Consider the following 26348-nt stretch of genomic DNA (forward strand, 5'->3'; position numbering starts at 1 on the left):
GTAAGATACATTTTCAACGATTGTTGAGCGGATTCTGTCTAAAGTTGGAGCTAGGCTTGAACATTGTGCGATCGCGCATCTGGGAAAATTGCCGCTGTTGAAAAAGTAGGTTTTAATGGAGGCGATCGTCTTGCTGGTGTTCGATGATGGATGTGGAGAGTGCGATCGCGCTTGCGGATGAGTTGATTTTCAAATCGAGCGGGAAATCGATGAGTGACCTTCAGCGCATTGTGTTTCGGGGTGCGTGGCAGGGAAAGAGCTTTACCGAGATTCATCAGGACTGTCGCGATCGCTGTGGACTCGATCATTTGATGCGAAATGTGGGTCCTGAATTGTGGAAACTGCTCTCTGAAGCGACAGGAACGAAAGTAACGAAGAATCACCTTCAAGGCGCGTTCTCGAAGCTCAGGGGCGAATTTATGAGCGATCGAGTATATATCGATCGATTTCCAGTTGAACAAGATTGTTACGCTGAAATTCTCAAGCCTGGAGCATTGATCCGCATTCGAGCCGCTCAAGATATGGGAAAAACTTGGCTGATGGAGCAGGTTTTAAGTCACGCTCGGCAAAATGGCTCTCGAACTCAAGTCTTTAACTTTGAACTCTGTGATAGTACAGTCCTGACCGATTTGAATAAGTTCTCTCAGTGGTTTTGTGCGAGTATTGCTCACGCGATTGGTTTACCGAATCGCTTATCAGAGTATTGGTTTGATATTTTCGGCTGCAACTACAACAGTACGCTCTATTTCGAGAACTATTTACTTCAGAAAATCGAAACGCCGTTGGTATTAGCACTCGATAAGGTTGATATTGTGTTTGAACATAGTGCGATCGCGACTGATTTTTGCGCTCTTTTAAGAGGCTGGAATCAAAGAGCGATGCAGGGTGACGAGATTGGCGCAATTTGGAAAAAGCTGCGATTAATCATTGTTCATTCCACAGAAGTCTATAGCAATTTAGACATTAATCATTCTCCGATTGGTGGCGTGGGTTTGATCGTGAAACTGCCTGAATTCAATCGTGATCAGGTTCAAGAATTGTTCGATCGATATCAGCTAGATTGGAATGTCGATCGCTTAATGAATCTCGTTGGGGGTCATCCTTATTTGATTCAACACGCAATCAAGCAGAGATTATCGATCGATGAATTGCTCCAGTCAGCCGCGACCGAATCGGGAATCTATAGCGATCATCTGCGAAGACATTGGATGCAATTGCAGCAACGAACGGATTTGGCGATCGCATTCAAAGCAGTGATTTCATCTACTGAACCTGTGCCGCTCGATCCATTGCAAGCCTTTAAGCTTGAAAGTATGGGATTAGTTCATTTACAAGGGAATGCAGCGATTCCGAGATGTGAATTGTATCGGTTGTATTTTGTCGATCGGCTTTAATCAAACCGTTTCCACTGGCTCACAGGTGGTGTAAGAAACTCATAAGTTCCTGAAGATGTCCCCGTCGCAGTAATCACAATGTCAAACGATAATGACAGTCGTAATTCGTCAGTTTCATTCGTCGTGACCGCATGGCGTTGTTTCGCTGGAAAGATAATCAGCCGACCCTCGACAGGTGGATAAGCTGCATAAAGCTGATTGAGATAGTTATCAGCATCGACGATATCTGTGTTCTCGCTTCCTAAGCCCGGACAAACTTCATTCACTCGCGCATCATTGAAAAACACTAAAGTCCCTGGATCGCCTGTCTCATCAGTTGGAACTTGGATGTAGTAAACCGCGCTAATGTGAGCCGTATTGTGAGAATGAGCGCCGACCTCTTCTTCTGTTCGGGAGATAATCGACCAAGCCCGCTGAATGTACAAATCAACTTTGCTCAAATCAACTCCAATATCCTGTAAATAAGCTGAAACGTGCTGCTCAACTTGTTCCACAATCCAGGTAAATTCTGGGTGAGTATGAATCTGATTGACTCCGTGAATATCGCCAGTCCAAGCCATTCCCGGATAGTTTCGCGATTCAGGAACTTCGCTCTCTAGCTTAAGAACTGCCTTAATTAAACTGTGTTGATGGTTTGCAGCATCCGGTAAATCTTCATAGTAAATCGCTAGGGGAAACCAAGTCTCGATCGGCATCTGAATCTTCTTCCAATCTTTCGTATAATCGAGTTTAGCAGTTGTTCTGAATCAAAGCATGTTGACGCAATTTCGTAGAAACCGCGTTTAGCATTTGCAAAAAAGTGTGGACAACGGGTAAGTTCTTGCGCGATCGCTCTCAAGCCACGCGACAATTAGAGCAATCGATGAAACGGTTGTCTCGCAATCGTCAAATGTCCGCCATTGACCTACAAGCACTACAACAGCGGGTCACGAATCTTGAAACGGCGAAGAATTTGAAGTCCGCCAATCTGAATATACCGCCATTGAACTCCATCTTTTGGATGAGTCGATCGCTGATATCCTTGTGCCATGTTGGTCAAAGATTACGAAAGTCTCTCCGCTACTGTTGAACAGACTCATCTTTACAATATCAGCTTTAAGAGATTCATTATGCAATATCTTGCACAGGATTTAATCCTTCTTGCCTTCAATCCTGAAGACGAATGAGATTTTTGCTCCTGAAGAGCGCAAAGAAACTCGTAGGCGTGTGGAGGCGATCGCACAAGGAAAATCACGAGCGAAGCAATTTCAGAAGCTGTGGCAGTAGTGCAGACCGAGGTCGCGCAAGCAATGCTTACTGTGATTGTCGGTAGTGGCATCTTATTTTCACCCAACACCTAAAGAGCTATGGATATCGGTATTTTCGGCGCGTTTGTTCTACTGTTAATCATGGGTTGGCTTCCTGTGGTGGTGGTTCTTCTATTGCCTGGTATTTTCGGCGCTATTTTCATGCTCCCGGTTCAGTCGCGAAGTAGCCCAAGACGTAATTTTTTGTTTAGATATTTCGCATTTGCGGCAGTTGTTTTTACTCCGCTTCAGGTCGGTTTCTTCCGAACCGCGTTTTATGCTGTAAATCCTAGCGAAATGTCCTGGATTATGACTCTGATTTATTCAATGCTGGGTGTGGCTCTATTTGCTTTCCTGAGTTGGAGATATAGATCCTAGTCAAGTGACGTTAACATATCGCGGATTTGTAAGATAAGGTTGAAAATGTTTTTAGGGAGATAAGATAGGGAATCGCTGCAATGTCGAGCAGACCCATGACTCATCCGTATCAAGTCGGCGGCAATTTACCGATCGATGCTCCCACTTATGTGAAAAGAAACGCCGATCGTACTCTCTACGAGCATTTGAAGAACGGTGATTTTTGCTATGTGTTGAATTCGCGCCAAATGGGAAAGTCGAGCTTGCGAGTTCAAACAATGCACAGGTTACAAAATGAAAATATTGCCTGTGCAGTAATTGATTTAACAACAATTGGAATTGAGCAAATTAGTGCAGAACAATGGTACGCCAGTTTAATTGGTAGTTTGGCAAATCGATTTAAGCTGAAGTTTGATCTGGTGAATTGGTGGCGCGATCGACAAGTTCTCACCCCAGTTCAACGCTGGAGTAGCTTTCTAGAAGAAATCCTTCTCGCTCAAATCAATCAACAGATTGTTATTTTCATTGATGAAATTGATAGTGTTCTAAGTCTGCCTTTCCCGGTTGAAGATTTCTTTGCTTCGATTCGTGCTTGCTACAATTGTCGCGTTGAAAATGCGAACTACGATCGATTAACGTTTGCTTTGTTAGGAGTTGCTTCGCCTTCCCATTTGATGCAGGACAAGCAGCGAACACCGTTTAACATTGGATACGCGATCGAGCTTTCCGGTTTTCAATTACACGAAGTCGATGTCCTCGCTCAAGGTTTGCCTGTCGCTGATCCAAAAGCAGTGATCGAAGAAATCCTCTATTGGACAGACGGACAGCCTTTTCTGACTCAGAAGCTTTGCCGATTAGTAGAGCAAACAGGAGATGATGTTGGAAACATTGTTCGATCGAGAATTTTAGAGCAATGGGAGTTCCAAGATGAGCCGACGCATTTGAAAACAATTCGCGATCGCTTACTCAATAAACGTACAGGTCGATTGCTCGGACTTTACCAAAAAGCACTCACACATACACTCAAAACAGACGGCAGCTTTGATCAAATTGAACTAAGATTGTCTGGATTAGTAGTTGAAAGACAAGGCTACCTTACCGTTTACAATCCAATCTATGCAGAGGTATTTAACCTTGAATGGACGGAGCAGATTTTAGCAAGTATTTGCCCATATTCAGATGCGTTAAATGCTTGGATGGCATCGGGTCAGGATGAATCTTGGTTGCTGCGAAAACAGGCATTGCAAGAGGCGCAGATTTGGGCAGCAGGGAAAAGTTTAAGCGATCGAGATTATTGGTTCTTAGATGCGAGTCGTGAACTTGAAACTCGTGAAGTTCAGAAAGCTTTGAAAGCGGAACAACAAGCAAATCAAATTCTCACTGAAGCAAGACAAAAAGCGGAAGCTGAAGAACGAAGAGCAAATCAGCGACTTGCAAAAACACAGTGGAAAGCGCGTTGGGTGTCGCGAATTGGGTTTGGAATGTTGGCACTGATGTCGATCGCTGCAATCACAGTTAGTCTCGAAGCTCGGAATGTTCTACGCAATGCTGAAATTGCTCGAAAGTCGGTTGAAATTGAGAGTTTTAATGCTGCGGCACAACTACGATCGCTAAAAAATGATCAACTCAATGGACTATTAGAAAGTGTTAAAGCTGTTCAAAGTTATTCAAACTTACCACCTGATGCACAGTCTAAATTGCTTCTAGAAACAAGCAACACGCTGCAACAATCAATCTATAGCATTCACGAATGGAATCGTTTACAGGAACATCAAGATAAGATCAATGGTGTTGCTTTTAGTCGAGATGGAAAACGAATTGCAACGGCAAGCGATGATACAACAGTTAAGCTTTGGACTGTCGAAGGTGAATTAATTAAAACGCTATCTTGTGAGCCGGAGAAACGCTGTAGTGCTTTTACTAGCGTTGCTTTTACGAACGACGATCGCTTACTCGCAACCAGTCAAAACGGTAAGATTTACGCTTGGAATTCAGCGGGTGAATTAATTAAAACGCTGCCGGGACATACACGGGGAATTGAGAATGTAGCAGTTGGGAAGAGTGCGATCGCATCCGCAAGTTGGGACAATACAATTCGACTCTGGACGCTTAGTGGTGATGCAATTGAAACGCCTCAGCTAAAACATAAAGGTGCAGTCTACACAGTTAGCTTTAGTTCAGATGGACAATCCTTTGCTTCTGCGGGTGAACATGGAGATATCAAACTTTGGACAATTCAAGGCAAGTTACTAAAACAGTGGAAAGCGCATGAAACTCAGATTAATAGCTTAAGTTTTTCAGGTAATCTATTAGCTTCTGCGAGTGGTGACGGAACTGTGAAACTTTGGAAAGATGGGACTTTGATTAGAACACTGAATAGCCGAAATGGACAGGTTTATAGCGTGAGTTTTAGTCCCGATGGTCAAACGATCGCATCTGCATACCAAGACGGAACTGTAAAACAATGGCGCGTGTCCGATGGTCGCGAAATCAATGTATTCACAGGTCACAAAGGTGCAATCTACAGTGTCAGTTTTAGCCCAGACGGGAAAGTTTTGGCATCTTCGAGCTATGACAATAGTGTGAAACTTTGGAAGTTAGAAAATTCATTGCGTCGAGTGTTGCGCGGGCACACCGCAGAAGTAAATAGTGTGCGATTTAGTCCGAATGGTCAAGAATTAGTCAGTGCAAGTCAGGATGGCAGTATCAAACTTTGGGATGTGAATGGGCGATTTTTGAGCACGATCGCATCTCATCCCAATTGGTTTCAAAGCGCGGTTTTTAGTCCAAATGGTTCGATGATTGCTGCTGCAAGTCGCGATCGCACTATCAAACTATTGAAACCGGATGGAACACTGCTAAAAACGCTCACAGGTCACACCGGAAGAGTCTACAACATTGCTTTTAGCTCTGATGGTCAGACTTTACTTTCTGCCAGCTATGATGCTTCAATTCGACTTTGGAACCTCGAAGGCACAGTACTCAAAACAATCCGAGGACACAGCGGTAGAATCTACAGTGCAGAATTTAGCCCGGATGGAACGACGATCGTATCCGCAGGCGGAGATGAAACGGTTCGATTGTGGGATCGCCAAGGCAAACAGCTTCAACAAATGAATGCTCATAGTGGCAGAGTTTATAACGCTGAAATTAGCCCAGACAATCAACTCATTGTTTCAGGTGGAAATGATGGAGTTCTAAGGTATTGGGACTTTCAGGGGAAAGAATCGATCGCGGCAAAAAGCGACGGTGGATCAATCTACAGCATTGCGATCAGTTCGGATAGTCAAACGATCGCAACTGGACACCAAGACGGAACAATCCGACTTTGGGATCGTAAGGGTAACTTGCTCAGAACATTAAGAGGACATACCGGAATTGTTGAAGGTCTGAGTTTTAGTCCGAATTCCGATCGATTCTTAGCTTCTGCGAGTCGAGATAAGACGATTATTTTATGGGAATGGCGATCGAGCCTCGATCAACTTCTCACCCAAAGCTGTGACTGGCTTCAGAACTATTTGAAGTACAGTTCGACGGTTAAAGAACGCGATCGAACTGTATGTAATCAAGTGATTTGATTATGAGTCTTGTGGAATACGAACAACGCAACAGCTTGCACCAGCGAAAGAAAAGATGTTGTGGCGAGTAATCCAAGCGAGACAGGTAGCCGAAAGGACTGATCGCCCTGTAAAAGAAAATACGAATGAATACTGATCGCAATGATTCCAGCAGCTACGAGCAACCAAGAGAAAACAATACCCGCAGCGCGACCTTGAATCAGACATTGCTGACCAAAAAGCATCAACATGACCAGCGGAATATTAAGCAGCAAATTAAGTTGAACTCCTCCAGGCATTCCAAACAAGTCCCATTCATGCCAGTATGCAGCATCAATTTGGTGTGTAATTAGGACAGTTGCATTCACAAGGTAGAGCCAAGGAAGTATGCTTTTGGTTGACATCGACTGCATAAAATCTCCATGTCACTATCGACCTAAATCATGTAGCGCATGAATCGCTTCTGCACACCGTTGAGTAATCGCTTCAAGTTCAGATCGCTCGCTACTCTTAGGGGCTTCAATCACTTCCCCGATCCGAATCGTAAGCGGCACAGGTCGCGGAATCGAACTTCCTGGGTTAAAGATCTGATGCGTCCCCCACAAGCTAACCGGAATCAAAGGCGAATTCGTTTTGGCAGCAATCCAAGCCGCGCCTAATTTCGGATCAGCAATTCGCCCATCCGGAGTACGAGTACCATCGAGAAATACGCCCGTCGCCCAACCGGATTCAACGGATGCCATTGCTGCCTTCATTGCAGAACGATCGCCAACTCCCCGTTTTACCGGATATGCCCCATACGCTTTAATCGCTTGTTTTAGCACCGGAACTTTGAAGAGTTCTTCCTTTGCCATATAAGCAACAGGACGACCGATCGCACAAGATAGCAACGGCGGATCAAAATCACTGGCATGATTGCTCACCACTAAAAGCCGACCCTGTTTTGGCACATTCTCAGCGCCGTAGATGCGACCTCGAAAATAGGTATGCAACATCGGAGACACGATCGACCATTTGAATAGGTGATAGAGAACCAAGCTGATCAACGGTTCTCGATCGCGCACGATTTCAGCATTCACAGGGCGGCTCGGCGTTTCTCTCATGTTGGGATGTCCGCAAGACTGCTCACATTTTCTAACACGAGATCGGGACAAGTGCGCTTAATAATTCCGGTTAGCACTTTGCCGGGTCCGACTTCGATCACTCGATCGATATATTCATCCGCAAATTTGAGCGAGATTTCCCGCCAGCGAACTGATCCAGTCATTTGCCGACTGAGCCGATTCTTCAACTCTCCCGCATTGCGACTCGGAATCGGATCAACATTCGATAACACAGGCATTTCAGCCGCTTTAAATTGAACCGTATCGAGAACGGTTTGAAATTGTGCTGCGGCATCTGCCATTAATGGAGAGTGAAACGCACCGCTGACATTGAGTTTGACCGCTTTCTTACATTTCACTTGAGACATCACCGATTCAACCGCTTCGGGTGTTCCAGAGATGACAACTTGTCCTGCATTGTTATCATTCGCCAGCACAGCATCAGGAGTCTCAGCTAACACCGATTCAAGCTGATCGCGATCGAATCCCAACAACGCTGCCATCATGCCATCCGACGCACTATCCATTAACAGAGCGCGTTTTTGCATCAAGCGCAATCCCGCTTCAAACTCGAACACACCCGCCGTATACAGTGCCGAATATTCTCCCAAACTATGACCTGCCACATAGTCGGGATATTGCCCTTTCGCTTTGAGCAAATCCGCCAAAATTGCCTCAATCACATACAGACAAGGCTGAGTGTAAATCGTCTGAGAAACTTTATTGTCTGGATTTTGGCAAATCTCAACCACCGACCAGCCGAGAATCTTTTCTGCTTGGTCAAATTTCGCTTTTGCCGCCGGAATCTCTAACAAATCCGAACCCATTCCGATCGCCTGAGACCCCTGCCCAGGAAACACCCACACCGTTTTTACCATTGTCCTAGTTGTATGTTGTGAATTATCGTCCCCATTGGAAAATCGCTGCCCCCCAGGTTAAGCCCGCTCCAAACCCGGATGCCGCGATCGTATCTCCAACTTTGACCGTTCCTTCGCGCACCGCTTCATCTAATGCAAGGGGAATCGATGCTGCTGAAGTATTGCCGTATTTTGCCAGATTACTGATCACTTTTTCGGAAGGAATCTTTAAGCGATCGGCAACTGCATCTAAAATTCTCTGATTCGCCTGATGCAACAAGAGCCAATCAACTTGATCGACACTGAGATTTGCCCGAAATAGTGCTTTTTCAATGATTTCTGGCACTCGTTTGATCGCAAATCGATAAACTTCTTGACCGTTCATGGTTAACGGCGCGAACTGTCCTTCAGTGATGTCACAGTCATCGAGTAAAGCTTTCGGTGCGCCTTTATAAGCTAAGTTCAAACAATGATTTTGTGTTCCATCGCTTCTTAGTTCAAAGCCAAGCAATCGATCGACATTATTTGCCTGAATCACGACCGCACCCGCGCCATCTCCGAATAAAACGCAAGTTCGTCGATCGCTCCAATCGACCCAACGCGACAAAATATCTGCTCCAATCAGCAACACATTCCGATAAGTTCCAGTGCGAATATACTGCGCCGCTGTCACCATTCCGAATACAAAGCCCGAACAAGCCGCAGTCAGATCAAACGCGACCGCCTGAGATGCCCCCAAAGCAGCTTGCACTTTACAAGCACTGCCGAACATATCATCAGGAGTCGAAGTTGCCAGCAAGATCAGATCAATGTCGATCGCATCTAATCCCGCCATCTCGATCGCGCTTTTCGCTGCTTGAGTCGCAATCTCAACTAAAGAGCCATTCGGATCGCTTAATCGCCGCTGACGGATGCCTGTCCGAGAAGCAATCCACTCATCCGAAGTCTCCATAATCTCGCTGAGTTGATCGTTATCGATCACTGTTTTAGGCGCGGCTGATCCGCATCCAGTGACGGCAATTCCGATCCCTGAGTAATCCACCAAAATGTTTAACTCCACGTGCGTTTGAGTTAGCCGTTCGACCGAACAGCCACCGTTGGATCATAGCTAGATCGAATGCGATCTAAAACGTTGTTGTCGATCGCGTCTTTTGCCAATCGAGCCGCATTAAAGATCGTCGGAGCCTGCGAACTTCCGTGACTGATGATGCACACACCATCGACACCGAGCAGCAATCCGCCCCCATGCTCTGCGTGATCCATCCGTTGCTTGATCCGCTTCAGATTCGGCTTCAGCAAAGTCACACCCGCTTTCCCATGCAGTCCACGTGGTAATTCTTCGCGCAAGATTTGGAGCGCAACCTCTCCAACCGCTTCAGCAAATTTCAACAAAACATTGCCCGAAAAGCCATCACAGACAATCACATCGAAATGTCCGGATAAAACGTCTCGCCCCTCTGCATTACCAATGAAGGGAATCAACGAATTTTCCGTCAGCAATTGATGAGTCTGAATCGCTAACTCATTCCCTTTATTCGGTTCTTCACCAATGTTGAGCAAACCTACTTTCGGCTCATCATTACCCAAAACATACTGAGAGTAGATTGTTCCCATCAAAGCAAATTGCTCTAGGAACTTTGGGCGACAATCCACATTCGCGCCGACATCCAGAATTAACACAGGTTTGCCAGCGATTAGCGTTGGGAGAACAGCCCCGATCGCAGGTCGATCGATTCCCTTCAATCGTCCCAATCGCAACAACGCTGCCGCCATCGCCGCCCCAGAATGACCCGCCGACACGACCGCATCCGCCTGTTTTTTCTTCACCAAATCCATCGCCACATTAATCGAGGCTTTGGGCTTGCGGCGCAGTCCAACCAGCGGTTCTTCTTCCATTTCCACCGTCCCTTCCGACGGCACAATCTCAATCTCTGCTGACTGCGAATGCTGTTTCAGGGCAGTTTCCACCTGTTGCGGATCACCCACCAAGACGACATCGACATCGAGTTCAGCCTGTGCCCGTACTGCACCCGCGACGATTTCATCGGGAGCATTGTCTCCACCCATTGCATCAATAGCAATTCGTACCCGCGTTGATCCCATTGGCTCTAAGTTCTTAAAAACCTTCCAAATTTTATCAGAAGCGGAGGATAGCCTCACCCCGTCTTTTGATTGCTCTATTCTGCCTTAGAAGGGGGACATCTTGAGAAGTCTAGAACAATACACTGAAGGACGCATTCGCTTCTGATTCCTAGATTCATTAGGATTATGTAAGTTTCTGGAATTGAGAAAATTTTGTCACCCGAACATTCATACTCTATCGCTCGGTAGAGATTACTCCGCGACTTCAGAAATTATCCTGATTCGATCTGATGCTCGGTGTAGAGGAGAGCAGTGTTCCCAGATTGTATCGTTATATCCGTAAATACCGAAGCAGCGATATCAACACTGGATGCAGAATGATGCTAAGAGTTCATAAAAGTTTAAAGAACCCCTTCCGTAACCGGGTCCGTATAAAGCTTGTAAGAAGAGCAATTCCAAACCATTGCACCTTATGGGAATGTAGTGTTTATTCTACGTAGTTCCGTGCATCTCACCCGTTGGGGTGATTAGTTATTTTCCAACTTTTGAATTCACCCACGCCGATCGATATCCGTACATTTTACGACTTCGTAGGGTGTGGCTGGGTTGGAGTTTTGAGAAGTGTCAAATCGTCACAGAGTCCCCCATTGTTCAACGGTTTATTGCTCGGACACAAGCTATGTTAAATCTTCCGCCATCAAATAATAGTGGCGATCGTGCACTCCAATTTTTGAAAAGCTACCCCGCGATTTCGCGATCGCTGCTGCTCGATTGCGGTCACGACATAGACAAAATTTCGACTTTGGTTGAGCCGATTCTAGAGGCTCCCAAGCGTTGTGCTGCTTCTTATTACATTCAAGCTGTCACGACCGGACGAACAGCCTTTCTCACGACGAATTTACCCAGTCCGAATCAATCTCAATTAACCGCGATCGCGTCTACGTGGTTAATTGGTCGGAGTCGAAATTGTGCGATCGAGTTCCCTCATCCGTCTGTCTCTCGTTGTCATGCCGTAATCGGTCACAGTCCCGCTGAAGGCTTCTATCTAATGGATGTGGGCAGTAGTAATGGAACTTTTCTGAATGGCGAACAATTGCCTGTTTTAGAACGTCGATCGCTGGAAGACGGAAATTCGATCGCGTTTAGTCATTTGCCCGTCGAATTCTTTGTGGTCAGCATGAAAGATGGCTTTACCGATTGGGGTGAGACAACTTGTGCAGGTTAGGCATCTGGTAAATCGCCAAAGCGTTCCCGATATCGAGCCAATTCAGCCGCAAGCTCTTCTGCTCGTTGCCGTTCTTCTTCTGCTCGTTGCCGCTCCTGAGCCGCTTCGAGTTCTGCGGTTTCGAGTGCAGCGGCAAGCTCATCAGGAATTAAAAGCTTTTCACCTGTGTCTAGACGATATAGCCCGATCAGTTTTTCCTCTACGGTGAGTCGAAGCTGTAAGGGTTGGCTTTGACCATCGGTAATCGGTTCGTAGGTCTCACCGCGCAGTCGGTAGCCGCGTAGTTTTTCTGAAATCCACTCGCCTCTGGGGTCGAACTGCCAATATTCTTGAACGCCTAATTGCTCGTACAGCGTTTTCTTGAAACTGTCATCCTGACTTTTCGTTCCAGGTGAAGTCATCTCAAAAATCACGGCTGGAACTTGTCCTTCTTCCCAAATTTTGTAGTTGTCACGTCCGCCCGGTTCGACACCGAAGATCACCATGACATCGGGGGCAGTTCGCAGTCTGGGAAAGCCCTGAGCATAGTAGAGAAATTGATTGCCTAAAACGGTTGCTTGCTGACCGGATAAATACTGTCGTAAGACTTCGATCGTAATCAGGATGGCATAGAGATGGTCAAAGGTTTCCGCCACGGGTTCACCGTCACCAGTTGGATAGAAGATTTCTGCGGCTTGCGGAATGGGAGAACAGGCAGTCACGATCGTTCCTCCAGTGCATCTGTTCTGAGATTATCGCAGTCGAGGCAGAAATCTTCAAGTCTGGGGTTATCTCAAGGCGACTCGTTGAGCGGATTTTTGAGCGAGTTGTTTTGCCCGTTCTAGATTCCGTTGAGCCGCTTCATAATTGAGATCCGTATCTACGGCTTTCTCGAATTGAGCGATCGCTTCTTTGACTTTTCCCTGACGTTGCAGTGCTGAACCTAAACCATTGAGCGCGATCGCATGACTATTTCCCAGATTACTTCTCCGCTCACTGGGTTGACTCAAAACTCGCTGATATGCCGCGATCGCTCCTTCTAACTGATTCTGATTTGCCAAAGCGTGACCGAGAAAAATCTGCGCCCACGTGTTATCGGGTGCGACTTCGGTGGCTCTACGGAAAAGCTGAAGGGCTTCGTCGTCGCGTCCTTGAGTTTGCAGTGCCCGACCTAATCCAACAAATGCGATCGCTTGAGCGGTTTCCGTCTGCTCTGGAGCATTCAAGGCTTTTTGAAACGATGCGATCGCTTCGGAAGTTTTCTTTTGCTGCGCCAGTACATTTCCCAATCCTGCGTAGGCATTCATCTGTTGAGGATTGAGGCGAATCGAACGACGATAGGCAGAGATCGATTCTTCGAGTCTTCTGCGATCGGCAAGTGCATTTCCGAGTCCTGTATAGGCTTTGGCGTTCTGCGGATTGATCTCGATCGAGCGACGATACGATGCGATCGCTTCTTCGGTTCGACGTTGAGCCGCTAGGACATCTCCCAGTCCGGTATAAGCATCAGAATTTTCGATATCGAGCACGATCGCTTTCCGATAAACGGCGGTGGCTTCTTCGTATTTGCGACTTTGCTGAAGTTCGTTCCCTAAATTCACATAAAAGGCTGGATCAGCCAATGCAAGATCGCTCTTTATTTCGGGAGTCGAAGCGCGAACAGCATCGTAGCCATCATCACATCCGGTTGCGAGTGCCGCAGCGGTTAGGGTCAGAAGAATTGGAACAACAGAGTGCTTGGATACTTGCATACTTAAGTGCATTAATACGTGAATGACAAGTCGTAACTCGGTATTTACCGCACCCTAATCGGTTCTATTCTGTACTAAGTAAGCGCCAGTATGAAACCGTATTCGTTAAATTGCTGATTAACTCCTAAGTTTTATCATGTTTTCGTAAAGCGTTTATTTTTTAGTAGTGCAATTCCTTTGGATCGGTATTGGGTGTCGGCGTGGAACTTCTAGAGCGACGATCGAGACCGCGATCGCTCAAGTTTTCAATCAATACAAGCTTTCAGCGAATCAAATCGCGGGACTTGCTACAGTCGATCGTAAATCTGACGAAATCGGATTGCTCGAATACTGTGAAGCGCATCAGCTTCCATTATTGCTGTTCTCTGTAGAAAAACTGAGTACGATCGCGGTTCCGAATCCGTCTATCGATCGACCCAGTGTGGCGGAAGCAGCCGCAATTTTGGCATCTGGCTCAGATCAATTACTTGTTCCGAAACAAGTGATTGAACGTCGAGTGACGATCGCGATCGCTTAAATTCTCGATAAGCTGAAAGATGTTGATTTGGCGGTAAAGCATGAAGCGATTTGCGATCGGTCTACTGACTTTAATCTGTAGTGTTTGGATGATGTCGAGTGCAATGGCTGATCCGATCACCGGAAAACGCTACGATCAGCAGTATCGCCCACCGTTGTCTTATAGTAATGCCGATGTTAGAGGACAAGATTTTTCGGGTCAAGCTCTGAAATTTGCCGAGTTCACCAATGCAAATTTGACCGATGCGAATTTCTCGAATGCGGATTTGTCGGGTGCAGCAATGAGCGCTTCAAATATGACCGAAACAAATTTACACGGGGCGAACTTACAGCAAGCAATGGTCGATCAGGTTCCAATGGTACGAGTCGATCTGAGCGATGCAATTCTCACGGATGCAATGCTGCTGAGAAGTGCGTTTTTGGATGTTAATATCACTGGGGCAGATTTTACCGATGCAATTCTCGATCGCGCTCAAATCCGTGAGTTATGCGAAGTCGCTCAAGGGACAAATTCCAAAACGGGAGTAGACACACGAGAATCGCTGGGGTGTCCCTCTTAGGAGAAGTTTATGCGAGTTGGGGTGATTGGGGGCGGACAGTTAGCTTGGATGATGGGCGATGCGGCGAAAAAGTTAGGAGTCGAGTTGGTGATTCAGACACCGAGTGCAGATGATCCAGCCGTGTCGATCGCGAAAGAAACCATCTTTGCTCCTGTTAATGATGCGATCGCGACTCGGAAATTAAGCGATCGAGTCGATGTGATTACGTTTGAAAATGAATTCGTTGATCTCAATGCTCTGTCTCAGATCCAAAACTGCTTTCGTCCAAGTCTGTCTGCACTCAAACCGCTTTTGGACAAGTACGATCAGCGATCGTTTCTCCAAAAAAACAATCTACCCACTCCAAACTTCTGGCTTCCTGGAGAACAGTCTGTTTTATTTCCAGTTGTCGTTAAAACTCGTCGCTTAGGATATGACGGTCAAGGAACATTGATCATTCGAGATCAAGCGGGTTGGGATAATGCGATCGCTCGTCTCGAATCAGTTCCGATCGTGATTGAAGAATTCGTACCGTTCGATCGCGAATTAGCAGTTATGGCGGCGCGATCGGCTTGTGGCGAAATTGCGGTTTATCCCGTGGTTGAAACCCAGCAAGAAAATCAGGTTTGCCATCGAGTCATTGCTCCTGCGAAAGTTTCAGAATCGATTGAGCAACAAATTTCTGCGATCGCTCACACGCTGTTAAATCAATTAGAAGTCGTTGGAATTTATGGGATTGAGTTCTTTTTAACGAAAGACGATCGCGTTCTGGTGAATGAGATTGCACCTCGTACTCACAATTCGGGACATTACACGATCGAAGCCTGCAAAACCTCCCAATTTGAACAGCAGCTTAGAGCGGTGAGCGGTTTGCCGTTGGGAAGTTCAGCCTTAAAATGTGAGGCGGCTTTGATGGTGAATCTGCTTGGATTTGAGCGGGCGGAGAGTGACTATTTAGAGAAGAGGGAAGCGATCGCAAAACTACCAAACTCGTTCGTTCATTGGTACGGCAAATCAGAATCGCGTCCGGGTCGTAAGCTAGGGCACGTCACGGTTTTATTGGATTCGGGTGATTGTGCTTTGGAAGTGGCGAAAGCGATCGAATCTATCTGGTATAGCAGTAACTACTCTAGTTAGGACACTTCGAGGAAGCCCCCCAGCCCCCAAGTTTGGGGGAGCAAGAGTCTTAAGCCCCCAGAATTCGGGGTTTGGGGGCAACTCCGAACATGTTCTAATCTAAACTTCTACTGCTATATCCATGATTGTTACTCCTTTGGGGCAAAGAATCCGAGGTGTGAGGCGACTGGACGTTCTCGCATCGGAATTCTCGCTTGAATGGGCGCATTGAACACTTTTGCCCCGGTTGGCGTTTGAACTGCTAAAGTGACCGAGCCGCCACCGTCTAAATTTAGTGCGGCTTCTGCGCCTAATTGCATTAAGTAATCCGACATTTCCACATAGGTTAATCCCTCACTGTATTGGAACTGTTTACCATCCACGAGAACTAGCCAGAGTTTTTTGCCGGACTGGTCGGTCGCAATGACCGTTCGAGAATAAGGCTTATCTTTCGGTGCAATGTGCGGGGGTGGCGGAACAGGTTTCCCATCTTTTACGAGCAAATCATTTCCAGCGATCGCTTGCTCAGTTCCTTTTGGACAAAATCCAGATTGCTCGAACTGAACGCGATTTTGAGGTAGGAAACAAACCGTTGACCAGCCTGCTTGTGCAGGAGAGTAATTGTTCCCGTTCGAGGTGACTTGTCCCAAATTGTTCACCAACTGTCCAATCTGCGGGTAAAAATCCCAGGGAGTTTCTTCGCGAAACGGCTCAAAGAAATTCGCATTAATTCCAAGTTGCAGATAAAACTCGTCTACAAATTCGGTCACAGTTCGCGCTTGAGTTTCAGAGCGATTGGGTGGAATGGCTTGGATTCCTGGAGTGACAAAGGGACGAATGCCTGGAGTCGTCAGATCGATCGCGATTTGATGAATCATTACCGGACGCGGATCGGATAGGGCGCGTCTTTCGTAAGTGATCCCTGGAAAGAGCGATCGCGTTTCGTCGGTTCGAGGAGGTCGTGAAAACTGCGCCCGACTGTAGAGCGCGATCGGAATAATGAGCAAAATCAGCACAAACAGACTCACGATTTTTCTGAAATTTGCTCGATCGCGATGTTGCATAGGTATAAATTAGATGTGCGCGACAGTCTCTCCTAACTATGACCCATTTTATTAATCGTGATTTACGGAATCGATCGTTTCGGAAAAAGAATTTTGCGTTAACGAATTTTCGGGGTGCTGATATTCGCGGCTGCGATTTTTCAGGTGCGATTCTGAGCGGTTCTGATTTTGCCAATGTGAAAGCGGGGTTGTCGTTGCGGCAAAGAATTTATTTAGGACTATTGGTATTCGCGATCGTGCTGTTTGCGGGCGATGTAATGTCACGATTATTTTTTAATACGATCGGACAATCGCCCTTAGATTTCACAACACCACATGTTGCAGTATTTTATGGAATTGTGAATCTAACGGGAATTACTTCTGCGATCGCAGCACTCACATTAAAAACAAAGCTTGGGAGAATTTCAACGACCGTGACAGGCGTATTAGTCGGAGCAATTTTGGCATTTGGTGTCGCGTTCTTTTACCCAGGATTGCTGTCACATTTGATTTTTCCGCCGAATAAGCCGATCTTTAGTACTCAAGAATGGCTACATGGAATCTTGTCGTTTCTCGATGAGCAGAATACGACGATCGCCATTTGTAGCGCTCCGATCGGGGCTGCAATCATGCTGCTATTTGCAAAATTTCGGCGTAGAACAAGCTTTAAAGTCACGGTTAGTGTTTTAGGAACGATCGCGAGTTACGTAGCGACTTTTTTCTGGAGTACGATCGCGAATGCGTTTTTTGGCAATCAGAATTCTACATTTGGCATTGTCTTCAGTGTTGTAACACTCATTTATCTAGCGTTGACTTTCATATCTCTGAATCGAATCGTGTATGAATTGCAAAATGCGATCGGGACTTCATTTCGGGGAGCCGAATTAACCCACGCCAGATTTGAGTATGCAGACTTACGCAATACGGACTTTTCTCAAGCGATCGGATTTACACTGCATGAGATAAAGTAGGAAAATTCAATTTCCACTTTGAACGATGGAACTTTTACTCTTAGCGGGCGCAGTTATTATCACGGGTGCAGTCTTTCTCTGGCTTGTTCGAGTCATCAAAGCCACTTTGAAAACAGCACTTCTGATTGCAGCGATCGTATTCGGATTGCAATTTTTTGGCATTGGACGCGATCGCATTTTCGCTCAAGTTCAACAGATTGTGAATTACTTCTGGCGCTTCGTTCCTGGACAACAATCTTTTGATCTAGAAAGCATAATGCACCAAGTCACAAAAATTGCATACTTGGTGCTGGAACCGTTTTCGAGTTAGTATCCGCCTAACTTGCCGCGTCGCTTGGTTTCGCGTTCTGACCAGCGGAAAAGAATCATCCCGATCGCGAAATAAACAATCCCATTCAAAAACGCGGCTCCCAAAGCGACCCAATCCAGTCCCGACTGCCGCGCCATCAAGTCCCGCATCACACCCGCGCCCGTCGTCATTGGAATCAAATATCCTAGATATCGCTGCAAACCTGTCCACGTCTCAGTTGGAATCGTCAAGATAAACAGAAATGAGAAGTTGAGAATTCCGGCAAGTTGTTGAACGGTTTTGAAGATCAGCGTCAGACTGCCGATCGCGAATGCAAGCCCATAAGCACCGAGAATTACAGTAATCAACGGCAGGATCAATGCTGGAGAAAATGCAAGCCACCTTCCAGTGATTGCCATGATGAATATTAGTACAAATCCAATCACAACAAGTTGAAAAACGAGATCAGAAACGGCTCTCATCAGCAAAGTCTTTCTGACGTTGAACGGTGAAATGAATAGTTGCTCTAACGTTCCGACTTGTGCTTCTCGCTGCAAAGTTGCATTCACGCCATTCATGATAAAGATGATCAGTGACCATAGAATATAGCCCACAATCACAGAATCTAAGCGATCGCCAAATCGAACAGTCCCTCCAGCGATATATCCAACGCTCAGAAACAGTCCGTAAAACGTCACGGTTAAGGCAACCACACCGCCAAAAATCTCGTGTGCGTAACGCTTATATTGAATCCAACTCCACTTAAGCTGCGCGACAAATAACTCAAACATTTATTGCTTCACCAATTTCAAGAACACATCGACTAAACTCGCTTGATCTTTCTCAACTCGAATAATAGATAAAGGCTTCAAAATTTCTAACGCCTGATACAGCCATTCGGTTTGGCGAATATAAATCGTTTTGCCTTCGATCACAGCATCGATCGAGCTTAATTTACTGATGCGATCGCTATCCAATTCCTGCTCCAGTTCAATCCGATACGAATCGCCTGAAAACTGCTGAATCAAAGTATCCGTTCTTTCCTGAGCTACGATTTCGCCTTGTCTGATAATGGCAACGCGATCGGACAATTCTTCAGCAATATCGAGTTGATGCGTTGTTAATAAAATCGCCCGTCCTTCCGCCGCAATTTCTCGCACTAACCGCTTCACTGTTTGAGTCGCTTCCACATCTAATCCAAGCGTCGGTTCATCGAGTAAAAGTAACTGTGGCTCGTGAATCAGCGCAACCGCGATCGCTAATTTCTGCTGCATCCCGCGTGAGAGATTTTGCACGATCGTATTTCGCTTCGGGATCAATTCAAATCGCTCTAACAAGCTCTTTGCTCTCTGACGTGCGACATGACCGCTCAATCCCCGCAGCACTCCGAAGTACTCCAAATTCTCTTCAGGAGTCAATCGCCAATAAACGTTTCGGTTGCCTTCGAGTACGGCTCCCACGGATTTAAGCGCGATCGAGTGTCGATGGGGATCACGTCCTGCAATTTTCACCTGTCCTCGATCGGGCAAGATCAAACCCGCGATCATCTTAATCGTGGTCGTCTTTCCGGCTCCATTTGCACCCAGAAACGCCAACACTTCACAGCTTTCGATATTAAAAGAAACGTTTCTGACTGCCTCTACGGTTTTTCCGCCGCTTCGGTACGTCTTCTGTAACTGATCAACTTCTAGAACTTGCATCAACCTTCACGTGCTGCGAATTTGTTTTCATAATGACAGACCCACGCTTCTACCTGTGGTCTATTGCTCATCCACTCATTCCTAAGTATATTAAAATTTGTTAAGTCGATCTTGATTAATTCCTACGGAAGTGGTGCGACTTCTTACTAAAAGCGTATAAACTTCGTAGCTACTATTTACTCTCTCGAAGGAGCGGTGTCTGTGACTGTATCTGTACTTTCCTCCAAAGCGGACGACCAGTTGATCGAAGCATTCTTTCAGCAATCCGAAGGGCAATGGCGATCGGAACGCCGTTATTACACACTGCCCGACGGTGAAGCCAAAGAAGTGGTCAGCCTTATTACCATCCGTTTTTTGGAGCAAGGATCGCCTGAGTTGATCGAACTCGCCCGCCTGCATGAACTCGAAGATGAAACCGCGATGACGTGCGGTGCATCTGTGACTTGGGACAGCGAGAATACTGTCTCCGGACGCACAGAATCAAAAGGCTCGACATTATTTGGTGTAATTGGCTCTGTGTTGTATCGCGATCGCGGTTTTGCAACTTCCAAACCCATCACCGCAGGCTTCTACTTCAACAATCCCGATACGCTCTGCCTCAGAACCGAGTACAAAGGGTCAGTGTTTGAAGAAGAACTGAAATTAATCGGTGGCAAATATCGGACACGTCAAACGATCATTTCGCGTGCTGGGGAACAGCAGATGATCGGACAATATCTCGAAAAGCGTGTCGCATAGTTAAGGTCGCTCAGCCTCATAAGACCAAAGGAAGCCGCTGAATGCAGAATAGGGTACACCGTTATCCTGCTCGCTTGATTACTTCAGGCGGCTTTTTCCATGCAAAAAATGCTCTTTGAGAAGCGAGTTCCAACCTGCGATCACGACACAAAACGACGATCGCAGGCTGGGATTTAATCCGCCCTGAATTCGTAGAACCATTTGAACCGCCTGATCCTACGATCGGATTAATTGCTTCAATGTTCAGATCTTGGCGCAAGATTCACAGCTTGTTGATGCCGCAACATATCATCAAAGGAAATATCTTGAGCAGCTTTGGTACTGCCCATCAATTGTCCCATGTCTTCAGTGGGCATGAATCCTTTTGGAACGAGGACAAACAGGTAACCTGTGAGCAGTAATAGAATCACAGAGCCGATCAAGGAAAATCTTCAAGAATTGCACTCATGGTAAGCATTTGTATCAATTCACTGCGAAGTATTAAGAATCATTTGAGGCACGATCGAATTAAATCCTTGATAGTTCCCTTAAATCAAGCATTGTAGCTTCATGAACTTTTACAGGGTCACGTAACACATCACAAAGCAAGCGCCAACCGGATCGACAACTTTGCGACAATGCTAAAGCAGTCACTTCAACCCCGCTGCATTTAAGGGAGACACCGATATGAAATTAGCTTACTGGATGTATGCAGGTCCCGCGCACATTGGCACACTCCGCATCGCCAGTTCTTTTAAGAATGTTCATGCCATCATGCACGCACCGATCGGAGATGACTATTTCAATGTCATGCGATCGATGTTAGAACGAGAGCGCGATTATACTCCAGTGACAACCAGCGTTGTCGATCGTCATGTTCTCGCTCGCGGTTCACAAGAAAAAGTAGTTGATAATATCACTCGCAAAGATAGCGAAGAACATCCAGATTTGATTGTTCTCACTCCCACTTGCACATCGAGCATTTTGCAGGAAGATTTGCAGAACTTTGTGGAACGCGCACAGCTTGAAGCTCAAGGCGATGTGATGTTAGCGGATGTCAATCACTATCGGGTGAATGAACTCCAAGCTGCCGATCGCACATTGCAACAGATTGTTCAGTTCTACATTGCAAAAGCTCGCAAGAAAGGCGATTTAGTCACTGAAAAAACCGAAAAGCCTTCGGTAAATATCTTTGGACTGACTACACTTGGGTTTCACCACAATCATGATGCGACTGAACTGAAGAAACTCATGTCCGATTTGGGCATTGAAGTAAATGCGATCGTGCCTCAAGGTGCAAGTGTTCACGAACTCAAAACCCTTCCTCGCGCTTGGTTTAACCTAGTTCCTTACCATGAAACCGGATTGCTAACGGCGGAATATCTCCAACAAGAATTTGGAACCCCGTATGTAGACATTACCCCGATGGGAATTGTTGAAACAGCGCGGTGCATTCGCAAAATTCAGCAAGTGATCAATGCTCAAGGTGGAGATGTTGACTATGAATCATTCATTGATCAGCAAACCCGATATGTGTCTCAGGCAGCCTGGTTTTCTCGATCGATTGATTGCCAAAACTTGACGGGCAAAAAAGCAGTCGTCTTCGGAGATAGCACTCACGCGGCAGCCATTACTAAAATTCTCTCACGCGAAATGGGAATTCATGTCTTGCTGGCAGGAACGTATTGTAAGTACGATGCGGAATGGTTTAAGGATCAAGTCAGCGAATACTGCGATGACATCTTGATTAGCGAAGATCACGGACAAATTGCAGATGCGATCGCACGTCTTGAACCTGCTGCAATCTTCGGAACTCAGATGGAACGCCATGTTGGGAAACGGCTCGATATTCCTTGCGGTGTGATCGCGGCTCCGATTCACATTCAAAACTTCCCAGTCGGCTACAAACCATTTGTCGGCTACGAAGGCAGTAATCAGATTGTGGATTTGATCTACAACTCATTCACGCTTGGAATGGAAGACCATTTACTCGAAATCTTTGGCGGTCACGATACAAAAGAAGTGATTACCAAATCGGTTTCGGCAGAATCGGATCTGGGTTGGAGTAAGGATGGATTGGCGGAACTGAATCGGATTCCGGGATTTGTGCGGGGTAAAGTGAAGCGGAATACCGAGAAATTTGCTCGCGATCGCAATATCACTCAAATCACCGCAGAAGTGCTTTACGCTGCCAAAGAAGCAGTGGGCGCTTAAAACACGAAGGGGAATGCAAACACATTCCCCTTCTCAAACTGCATTAATTTTGCTCAGGCTCAATCGAATTCTGATCTGCTTCTTTTCGCTTGCGATGTTCCTCGTAAATTTCAGGGAAACGTTCTACATCTTCGGGCGCGTACCACTTCAAATTCGGATTTGCCAAAATGCGATCGGCGAGGGCGTAGAACGCTTGATCGTCGTCACGATGCTCAAGCACGTAAGCACGAAGTTGGGATTTGGTCATTGCAGAAAAATCAGGCTTCATGATGTGTACCTCCATTGACCATCGCGATAAATGACAATTTCCATCTCTTCGCCAGCTAACATAAAGATATCTCCATTTCGCTCATCTAGGCGAACTAGATAAATTGGAACATACATTCTTGTTAGAGTCATGCAGAGTAAAACGCATTTCTCAGACTGCTGGGGAGTTGGATAAAACTGTGAATTCATTCTAGCAAGATAATTCAGTCAAGAGAAATCATACAACTCATTAGGCAGTAGGATTAGAAGTGCAAAAAGAGTAAACGCGATCGTATCCTATGCCGAATGCTTCTATTATTGGGTTGGGGAAATCTGGCAACGCTGCCGCCCGGCTTCTCAAGCGCCAAGGATGGCAAGTAACAATTAGCGATCGCGGTTCTTCGCTTGCTCTCGAAGCTCAACAGCAGGAGCTTTTGTCAGAAGGCATCAATGTTCGATTAGGCGATCGATTTGATCCGGAATCAGTACGACCCGATTTAGTTGTCGTCAGTCCAGGTGTGCCTTGGGATGTACCGAGTTTGACCGATGCTCGATCGATGAACATTGAAACGATCGGGGAAATGGAGCTTGCTTGGAGAGCTTTAAATTACGCTCCTTGGGTCGCAATTACGGGAACCAATGGCAAAACAACGACAACTGCTTTAACTGCTGCGATCTTTGAGAAAGCAGGATTTCATGCACCTGCATTTGGCAACATTGGATATGCAGCTTGTGAGGTTGCATTGTTGGATCAGAAGATAGATTGGGCGATCGCAGAAATTAGTAGCTATCAGATTGAATCCTCTCCATCAATTCAGCCTGAGATCGCAATCTGGACGACATTTACACCCGATCATCTCAGTCGCCACAAAACCTTAGAGAACTATTTCAACATTAAAGCTAGTTTGCTCAATCAATCGAAGCACCAGATTTTTAATGGTGATGATGTGTATCTGAGAAACATTGGATTGGAACAGAGCTATCCGATTCAAGAAAATGCTTGCTGGACAAGTGTGAACGGCAAATCTGAGCTAATTGGAAAGCCAGAATTTGGAGCTTATATTGAGGATGGTTGGGCGATCGTACAAGGTGAAAAGATCGTTCAAACGGATGCGCTGAGAATGCCCGGAGCACATAATTTGCAGAATCTATTGATGTCAGTTGCGGCAGCGCGGTTAGCAGGAATTGAAAAGGATGCGATCGCACAAGCCGTTGCAGAATTTCCGGGCGTTCCTCATCGCCTAGAACATATCTGCACTTGGCAGGGAATTGACTTTATCAATGATAGTAAAGCAACGAACTATGATGCAGCAGAAGTTGGATTAGCTGCGGTAAAAGCTCCCGTGATTTTGATTGCGGGTGGAGAACCGAAAATCGGGGAAGATCAAGCATGGTTGAATGTGATCCAAGAGAAGGCTGCTTTTGTGTTGCTGATTGGAGAAGCTGCACCAACGTTTGCGAAACGGCTTGAGGATGTGGATTACTCAAACTATGAAGATGTTGGCACAATGGAACGGGCAATCGAGCGATCGACCACTCTCGCCAAACAGTATTCTGCTCAAGTCGTGCTTTTATCTCCTGCTTGTGCCAGTTTTGACCAGTATCAGAACTTCGAGCAGCGCGGGGATCATTTCCGGCAACTTTGTCTAGAGACGATGCCGGATTAAGCCAATTTCGTGGCGAAATGTTAGCTTAGAAAAGATATAGATTGCGAAACTCCGATGAACAAAGTTGTGGTCGGACTCTCTGGAGGAGTCGATAGTTCAGTTGCCGCTGCTACGTTGCATGATCAAGGCTATGAAGTCGTTGGCTTGACCCTTTGGTTGATGAAAGGGAAGGGTCAGTGTTGCTCTGAGGGCATGGTCGATGCAGCGAAACTTTGTGAGGAGTTGGGAATTCCCCATCACATTGTTGATAGCCGCGATGTGTTTCAGGAAAATATTATCGATTTTTTGGTGACTGGCTATGGTGATGGGATTACGCCATTGCCCTGTTCCCAATGCAACAAAGCGGTGAAATTTACACCGATGCTGAAGTATGCGCGGGAAACGTTGGGGATTGGGAAAATTGCTACAGGTCACTATGCGCGAATTCGGTTTGAGAATGGACGCTATCAGTTGTTGAGAGCGATCGATCGATCAAAAGATCAGTCTTATTTTCTCTACGATCTCGATCAAGAAGTGCTTTCGCAAGTCGTTTTTCCGCTCGGTGAAAAGCACAAAACCGAAACCCGCCAAATTGCCGCATCGTTTGGACTTCACACCGCAGACAAGCCCGAAAGTCAGGATCTCTGCTTAGTGGAAGCAAACGGTTCGATGCAGGCGTTTCTCGATAAGTACATCACACCGCATAAGGGTGAAATTGTCGATCGAGCTGGTAAAGTGCTCGGTCAACATGAGGGCGTACATCACTATACGATCGGACAGCGGAAAGGATTGGGAATTGCTCACACTGAACCGCTGTATGTGATTGGACTAGATGCAGCACGTAACCGAGTGGTCGTGGGAGAACGATCGGAAGCGCAGAACCTTGAATGTACGGTGACGCGGATTAATTGGGTTTCGATCGCGCCTCCGTCCGCCCCGATCAAAGCGGATGTGCAAATTCGTTATCGATCGACTGCGACACCTGCAACGGTGATTCCGCTTGAAGATAACCGAGTGCGAATCGTGTTTGATGAACCGCAGTTTAGTATCACACCCGGTCAAGCAGCGGTTTGGTATGACGGTGAAGTGCTACTTGGTGGCGGAATTATTGAGCGAGGGTGATGGAATTGCACCAAAGGCAACATCTCGAACTGAGAAGTTTTGCCAGCCTCGCCCATCAAAGTGCCACCATTCGGTGGAGAGCGGGGTAAATCCTGCTCTCACCATTGCGTCTTGGAGCAATTGACGATTTCTCAGAACTTCAGCGGGTAGATTGTTGTAGTTTAGACTGGCTCGTTCTGAGAAATCATCGAATCCGGTTGGCATGGGTAATTCTTTTCCAGTTCGATCGACCAATGTTAGATCAACTGCTGCTCCTCGATTGTGTCGTGATCCGATCGCTGGATTTGCCACAAAATTTGGATCTGGCTTAATCTGCCACAGTCGTTTCTGAACCGACAACGGGCGGTAACAATCGAATACTTTCAGTCCAAGTCCACGTCTTTCTAAATCGGTTTGGACTTGTGAGAGTTGTTGTGCCGTTGCAGCCCGAAGAATACAGCGAGCTTGTGGATAGAGCGTTTCTTTGACAAAGTTATTTCGGGTTGCGTAACGAATATCTAGTGCGATTCGAGGATTAATCGATCGAATATCCACGAATACAGTCGGATTTAATTGTGCTTGAACCGGGCGAGAGAGTAGGAATGCGATCGCAAAAGTGAACACCAGCACAAAGAAGAATTTGAGAGTTTTCATAGCAG

Annotated in this window: 30 protein-coding genes; 14 read left to right on the forward strand and 16 right to left on the reverse strand. The window is 46.3% G+C overall.

All coding sequences use genetic code 11. From position 1 onward, the window contains the following. Nucleotides 1-143: 143 nt before the first annotated feature. Entirely contained in the window at nucleotides 144-1394 is a 1251-nt protein-coding gene (locus ACQ4M5_RS12950; protein ID WP_430676036.1) for an AAA-like domain-containing protein, read from the forward strand. Here ACQ4M5_RS12950 and ACQ4M5_RS12955 read toward each other — a convergent pair. Beyond that, on the reverse strand, nucleotides 1391-2089 hold the full coding sequence (locus tag ACQ4M5_RS12955; RefSeq protein ID WP_430676037.1) for a TIGR02466 family protein: 699 nt from the start codon (nucleotides 2087-2089) through the stop codon (nucleotides 1391-1393). The genes ACQ4M5_RS12950 and ACQ4M5_RS12955 overlap by 4 nt on opposite strands. A 445-nt stretch (nucleotides 2090-2534) precedes the next feature. Here ACQ4M5_RS12955 and ACQ4M5_RS12960 point away from each other — a divergent pair, with 445 nt between their 5' ends. The 3 genes from ACQ4M5_RS12960 (at nucleotide 2535) to ACQ4M5_RS12970 (ending at nucleotide 6615) form a co-directional block, all read left to right on the forward strand. Then, a complete protein-coding gene (locus ACQ4M5_RS12960) occupies nucleotides 2535-2660 on the forward strand; it encodes a hypothetical protein (RefSeq protein WP_430676038.1) in 126 nt (41 codons plus the stop codon). A gap of 80 nt (nucleotides 2661-2740) precedes the next feature. Then, entirely contained in the window at nucleotides 2741-3058 is a 318-nt protein-coding gene (locus tag ACQ4M5_RS12965) for a hypothetical protein (protein ID WP_430676039.1), read from the forward strand. A gap of 95 nt (nucleotides 3059-3153) precedes the next feature. After that, the gene (locus ACQ4M5_RS12970) at nucleotides 3154-6615 is read left to right on the forward strand and encodes an AAA-like domain-containing protein (protein WP_430676040.1); all 3462 of its coding nucleotides are present in this window, start codon (nucleotides 3154-3156) and stop codon (nucleotides 6613-6615) included. Here ACQ4M5_RS12970 and ACQ4M5_RS12975 read toward each other — a convergent pair. The 5 genes from ACQ4M5_RS12975 to plsX are packed head-to-tail and all read right to left on the reverse strand — an operon-like array spanning nucleotide 6603 to nucleotide 10657. Further along, complete coding sequence (locus tag ACQ4M5_RS12975; protein WP_430676041.1) at nucleotides 6603-7007, reverse strand: DUF6713 family protein; 405 nt, start codon at nucleotides 7005-7007, stop codon at nucleotides 6603-6605. The two genes, ACQ4M5_RS12970 and ACQ4M5_RS12975, sit on opposite strands and share 13 nt — an antisense overlap. A gap of 15 nt (nucleotides 7008-7022) precedes the next feature. Further along, complete coding sequence (locus tag ACQ4M5_RS12980; protein WP_430676042.1) at nucleotides 7023-7697, reverse strand: lysophospholipid acyltransferase family protein; 675 nt, start codon at nucleotides 7695-7697, stop codon at nucleotides 7023-7025. Next, on the reverse strand, nucleotides 7694-8575 hold the full coding sequence (gene fabD, locus ACQ4M5_RS12985; protein ID WP_430676043.1) for an ACP S-malonyltransferase: 882 nt from the start codon (nucleotides 8573-8575) through the stop codon (nucleotides 7694-7696). The genes ACQ4M5_RS12980 and fabD overlap by 4 nt, the downstream gene beginning before the upstream one ends. Nucleotides 8576-8597: 22 nt before the next feature. Then, a complete protein-coding gene (locus tag ACQ4M5_RS12990; protein WP_430676072.1) occupies nucleotides 8598-9596 on the reverse strand; it encodes a beta-ketoacyl-ACP synthase III in 999 nt (332 codons plus the stop codon). A 29-nt stretch (nucleotides 9597-9625) separates the two neighbouring features. Next, nucleotides 9626-10657: a phosphate acyltransferase PlsX gene (gene plsX / locus ACQ4M5_RS12995; RefSeq protein ID WP_430676044.1), complete on the reverse strand. Its 1032-nt coding sequence runs from the start codon at nucleotides 10655-10657 to the stop codon at nucleotides 9626-9628. Between the two features lie 658 nt (nucleotides 10658-11315). On the opposite strand from plsX, the gene ACQ4M5_RS13000 reads away from it, so the two are divergent. Continuing rightward, on the forward strand, nucleotides 11316-11861 hold the full coding sequence (locus ACQ4M5_RS13000) for an FHA domain-containing protein (protein ID WP_430676045.1): 546 nt from the start codon (nucleotides 11316-11318) through the stop codon (nucleotides 11859-11861). Here ACQ4M5_RS13000 and ACQ4M5_RS13005 read toward each other — a convergent pair. Both ACQ4M5_RS13005 and ACQ4M5_RS13010 read right to left on the reverse strand, forming a co-directional pair. Next, nucleotides 11858-12562 (reverse strand): Uma2 family endonuclease, encoded by a 705-nt coding sequence (locus ACQ4M5_RS13005; protein WP_430676046.1) that lies wholly within the window; start codon nucleotides 12560-12562, stop codon nucleotides 11858-11860. The genes ACQ4M5_RS13000 and ACQ4M5_RS13005 overlap by 4 nt on opposite strands. A 66-nt stretch (nucleotides 12563-12628) precedes the next feature. Next, complete coding sequence (locus tag ACQ4M5_RS13010) at nucleotides 12629-13591, reverse strand: tetratricopeptide repeat protein (RefSeq protein WP_430676047.1); 963 nt, start codon at nucleotides 13589-13591, stop codon at nucleotides 12629-12631. A 166-nt stretch (nucleotides 13592-13757) separates the two neighbouring features. Between ACQ4M5_RS13010 and ACQ4M5_RS13015 the strand changes: the two genes are divergently transcribed. The 3 genes from ACQ4M5_RS13015 to ACQ4M5_RS13025 are packed head-to-tail and all read left to right on the forward strand — an operon-like array spanning nucleotide 13758 to nucleotide 15783. Next, nucleotides 13758-14108, forward strand: a complete 351-nt coding sequence (locus tag ACQ4M5_RS13015) for a cobalamin biosynthesis protein (protein WP_430676048.1) — start codon at nucleotides 13758-13760, stop codon at nucleotides 14106-14108. Nucleotides 14109-14148: 40 nt separating this feature from the next. Next, nucleotides 14149-14667: a pentapeptide repeat-containing protein gene (locus tag ACQ4M5_RS13020; RefSeq protein WP_430676049.1), complete on the forward strand. Its 519-nt coding sequence runs from the start codon at nucleotides 14149-14151 to the stop codon at nucleotides 14665-14667. A gap of 9 nt (nucleotides 14668-14676) precedes the next feature. Then, nucleotides 14677-15783, forward strand: coding sequence for a 5-(carboxyamino)imidazole ribonucleotide synthase (locus ACQ4M5_RS13025; protein WP_430676050.1), 1107 nt, complete (start codon nucleotides 14677-14679; stop codon nucleotides 15781-15783). 128 nt (nucleotides 15784-15911) lie between these two features. Here the strand turns inward: ACQ4M5_RS13025 and ACQ4M5_RS13030 are convergent, their stop codons facing one another. Beyond that, entirely contained in the window at nucleotides 15912-16826 is a 915-nt protein-coding gene (locus tag ACQ4M5_RS13030) for a phosphodiester glycosidase family protein (RefSeq protein WP_430676051.1), read from the reverse strand. A gap of 38 nt (nucleotides 16827-16864) precedes the next feature. On the opposite strand from ACQ4M5_RS13030, the gene ACQ4M5_RS13035 reads away from it, so the two are divergent. Both ACQ4M5_RS13035 and ACQ4M5_RS13040 read left to right on the forward strand, forming a co-directional pair. Beyond that, a complete protein-coding gene (locus ACQ4M5_RS13035) occupies nucleotides 16865-17776 on the forward strand; it encodes a pentapeptide repeat-containing protein (protein WP_430676052.1) in 912 nt (303 codons plus the stop codon). 25 nt (nucleotides 17777-17801) lie between these two features. Next, nucleotides 17802-18086, forward strand: a complete 285-nt coding sequence (locus tag ACQ4M5_RS13040) for a hypothetical protein (protein WP_430676053.1) — start codon at nucleotides 17802-17804, stop codon at nucleotides 18084-18086. Here ACQ4M5_RS13040 and ACQ4M5_RS13045 read toward each other — a convergent pair. After that, complete coding sequence (locus ACQ4M5_RS13045) at nucleotides 18083-18856, reverse strand: ABC transporter permease (RefSeq protein WP_430676054.1); 774 nt, start codon at nucleotides 18854-18856, stop codon at nucleotides 18083-18085. The two genes, ACQ4M5_RS13040 and ACQ4M5_RS13045, sit on opposite strands and share 4 nt — an antisense overlap. Continuing rightward, on the reverse strand, nucleotides 18857-19765 hold the full coding sequence (locus tag ACQ4M5_RS13050) for an ABC transporter ATP-binding protein (protein ID WP_430676055.1): 909 nt from the start codon (nucleotides 19763-19765) through the stop codon (nucleotides 18857-18859). A 201-nt stretch (nucleotides 19766-19966) separates the two neighbouring features. Between ACQ4M5_RS13050 and ACQ4M5_RS13055 the strand changes: the two genes are divergently transcribed. After that, a complete protein-coding gene (locus ACQ4M5_RS13055; RefSeq protein WP_430676056.1) occupies nucleotides 19967-20503 on the forward strand; it encodes a phycobiliprotein lyase in 537 nt (178 codons plus the stop codon). A gap of 61 nt (nucleotides 20504-20564) precedes the next feature. Here ACQ4M5_RS13055 and ACQ4M5_RS13060 read toward each other — a convergent pair whose 3' ends face one another. Continuing rightward, complete coding sequence (locus ACQ4M5_RS13060) at nucleotides 20565-20762, reverse strand: hypothetical protein (RefSeq protein WP_430676057.1); 198 nt, start codon at nucleotides 20760-20762, stop codon at nucleotides 20565-20567. After that, nucleotides 20740-20925: a hypothetical protein gene (locus tag ACQ4M5_RS13065; protein WP_430676058.1), complete on the reverse strand. Its 186-nt coding sequence runs from the start codon at nucleotides 20923-20925 to the stop codon at nucleotides 20740-20742. Before ACQ4M5_RS13065 ends, ACQ4M5_RS13060 begins: the two co-directional genes overlap by 23 nt. Before the next feature lie 244 nt (nucleotides 20926-21169). Here ACQ4M5_RS13065 and bchB point away from each other — a divergent pair, with 244 nt between their 5' ends. Continuing rightward, a complete protein-coding gene (gene bchB / locus ACQ4M5_RS13070) occupies nucleotides 21170-22696 on the forward strand; it encodes a ferredoxin:protochlorophyllide reductase (ATP-dependent) subunit B (protein ID WP_430676059.1) in 1527 nt (508 codons plus the stop codon). 43 nt (nucleotides 22697-22739) lie between these two features. Here bchB and ACQ4M5_RS13075 read toward each other — a convergent pair whose 3' ends face one another. Both ACQ4M5_RS13075 and ACQ4M5_RS13080 read right to left on the reverse strand, forming a co-directional pair. Further along, complete coding sequence (locus ACQ4M5_RS13075) at nucleotides 22740-22964, reverse strand: DUF6887 family protein (RefSeq protein ID WP_430676060.1); 225 nt, start codon at nucleotides 22962-22964, stop codon at nucleotides 22740-22742. Beyond that, nucleotides 22961-23152 carry a DUF6888 family protein gene (locus ACQ4M5_RS13080; RefSeq protein ID WP_430676061.1) on the reverse strand — a complete coding sequence of 64 codons (192 nt, stop codon included), beginning with the start codon at nucleotides 23150-23152 and terminating at the stop codon, nucleotides 22961-22963. Before ACQ4M5_RS13080 ends, ACQ4M5_RS13075 begins: the two co-directional genes overlap by 4 nt. 89 nt (nucleotides 23153-23241) lie before the next feature. Between ACQ4M5_RS13080 and murD the strand changes: the two genes are divergently transcribed. Beyond that, nucleotides 23242-24609, forward strand: coding sequence for a UDP-N-acetylmuramoyl-L-alanine--D-glutamate ligase (gene murD, locus ACQ4M5_RS13085; protein WP_430676062.1), 1368 nt, complete (start codon nucleotides 23242-23244; stop codon nucleotides 24607-24609). 54 nt (nucleotides 24610-24663) lie between these two features. Next, on the forward strand, nucleotides 24664-25710 hold the full coding sequence (mnmA, locus tag ACQ4M5_RS13090) for a tRNA 2-thiouridine(34) synthase MnmA (protein ID WP_430676063.1): 1047 nt from the start codon (nucleotides 24664-24666) through the stop codon (nucleotides 25708-25710). Here the strand turns inward: mnmA and ACQ4M5_RS13095 are convergent. Continuing rightward, nucleotides 25678-26343, reverse strand: coding sequence for a M15 family metallopeptidase (locus tag ACQ4M5_RS13095; RefSeq protein ID WP_430676064.1), 666 nt, complete (start codon nucleotides 26341-26343; stop codon nucleotides 25678-25680). The genes mnmA and ACQ4M5_RS13095 overlap by 33 nt on opposite strands. Nucleotides 26344-26348 lie beyond the last annotated feature (5 nt).

The sequence above is a fragment of the Leptolyngbya sp. AN10 genome, assembly GCF_050565645.1.
Taxonomy (GTDB): domain Bacteria; phylum Cyanobacteriota; class Cyanobacteriia; order Leptolyngbyales; family Leptolyngbyaceae; genus Leptolyngbya.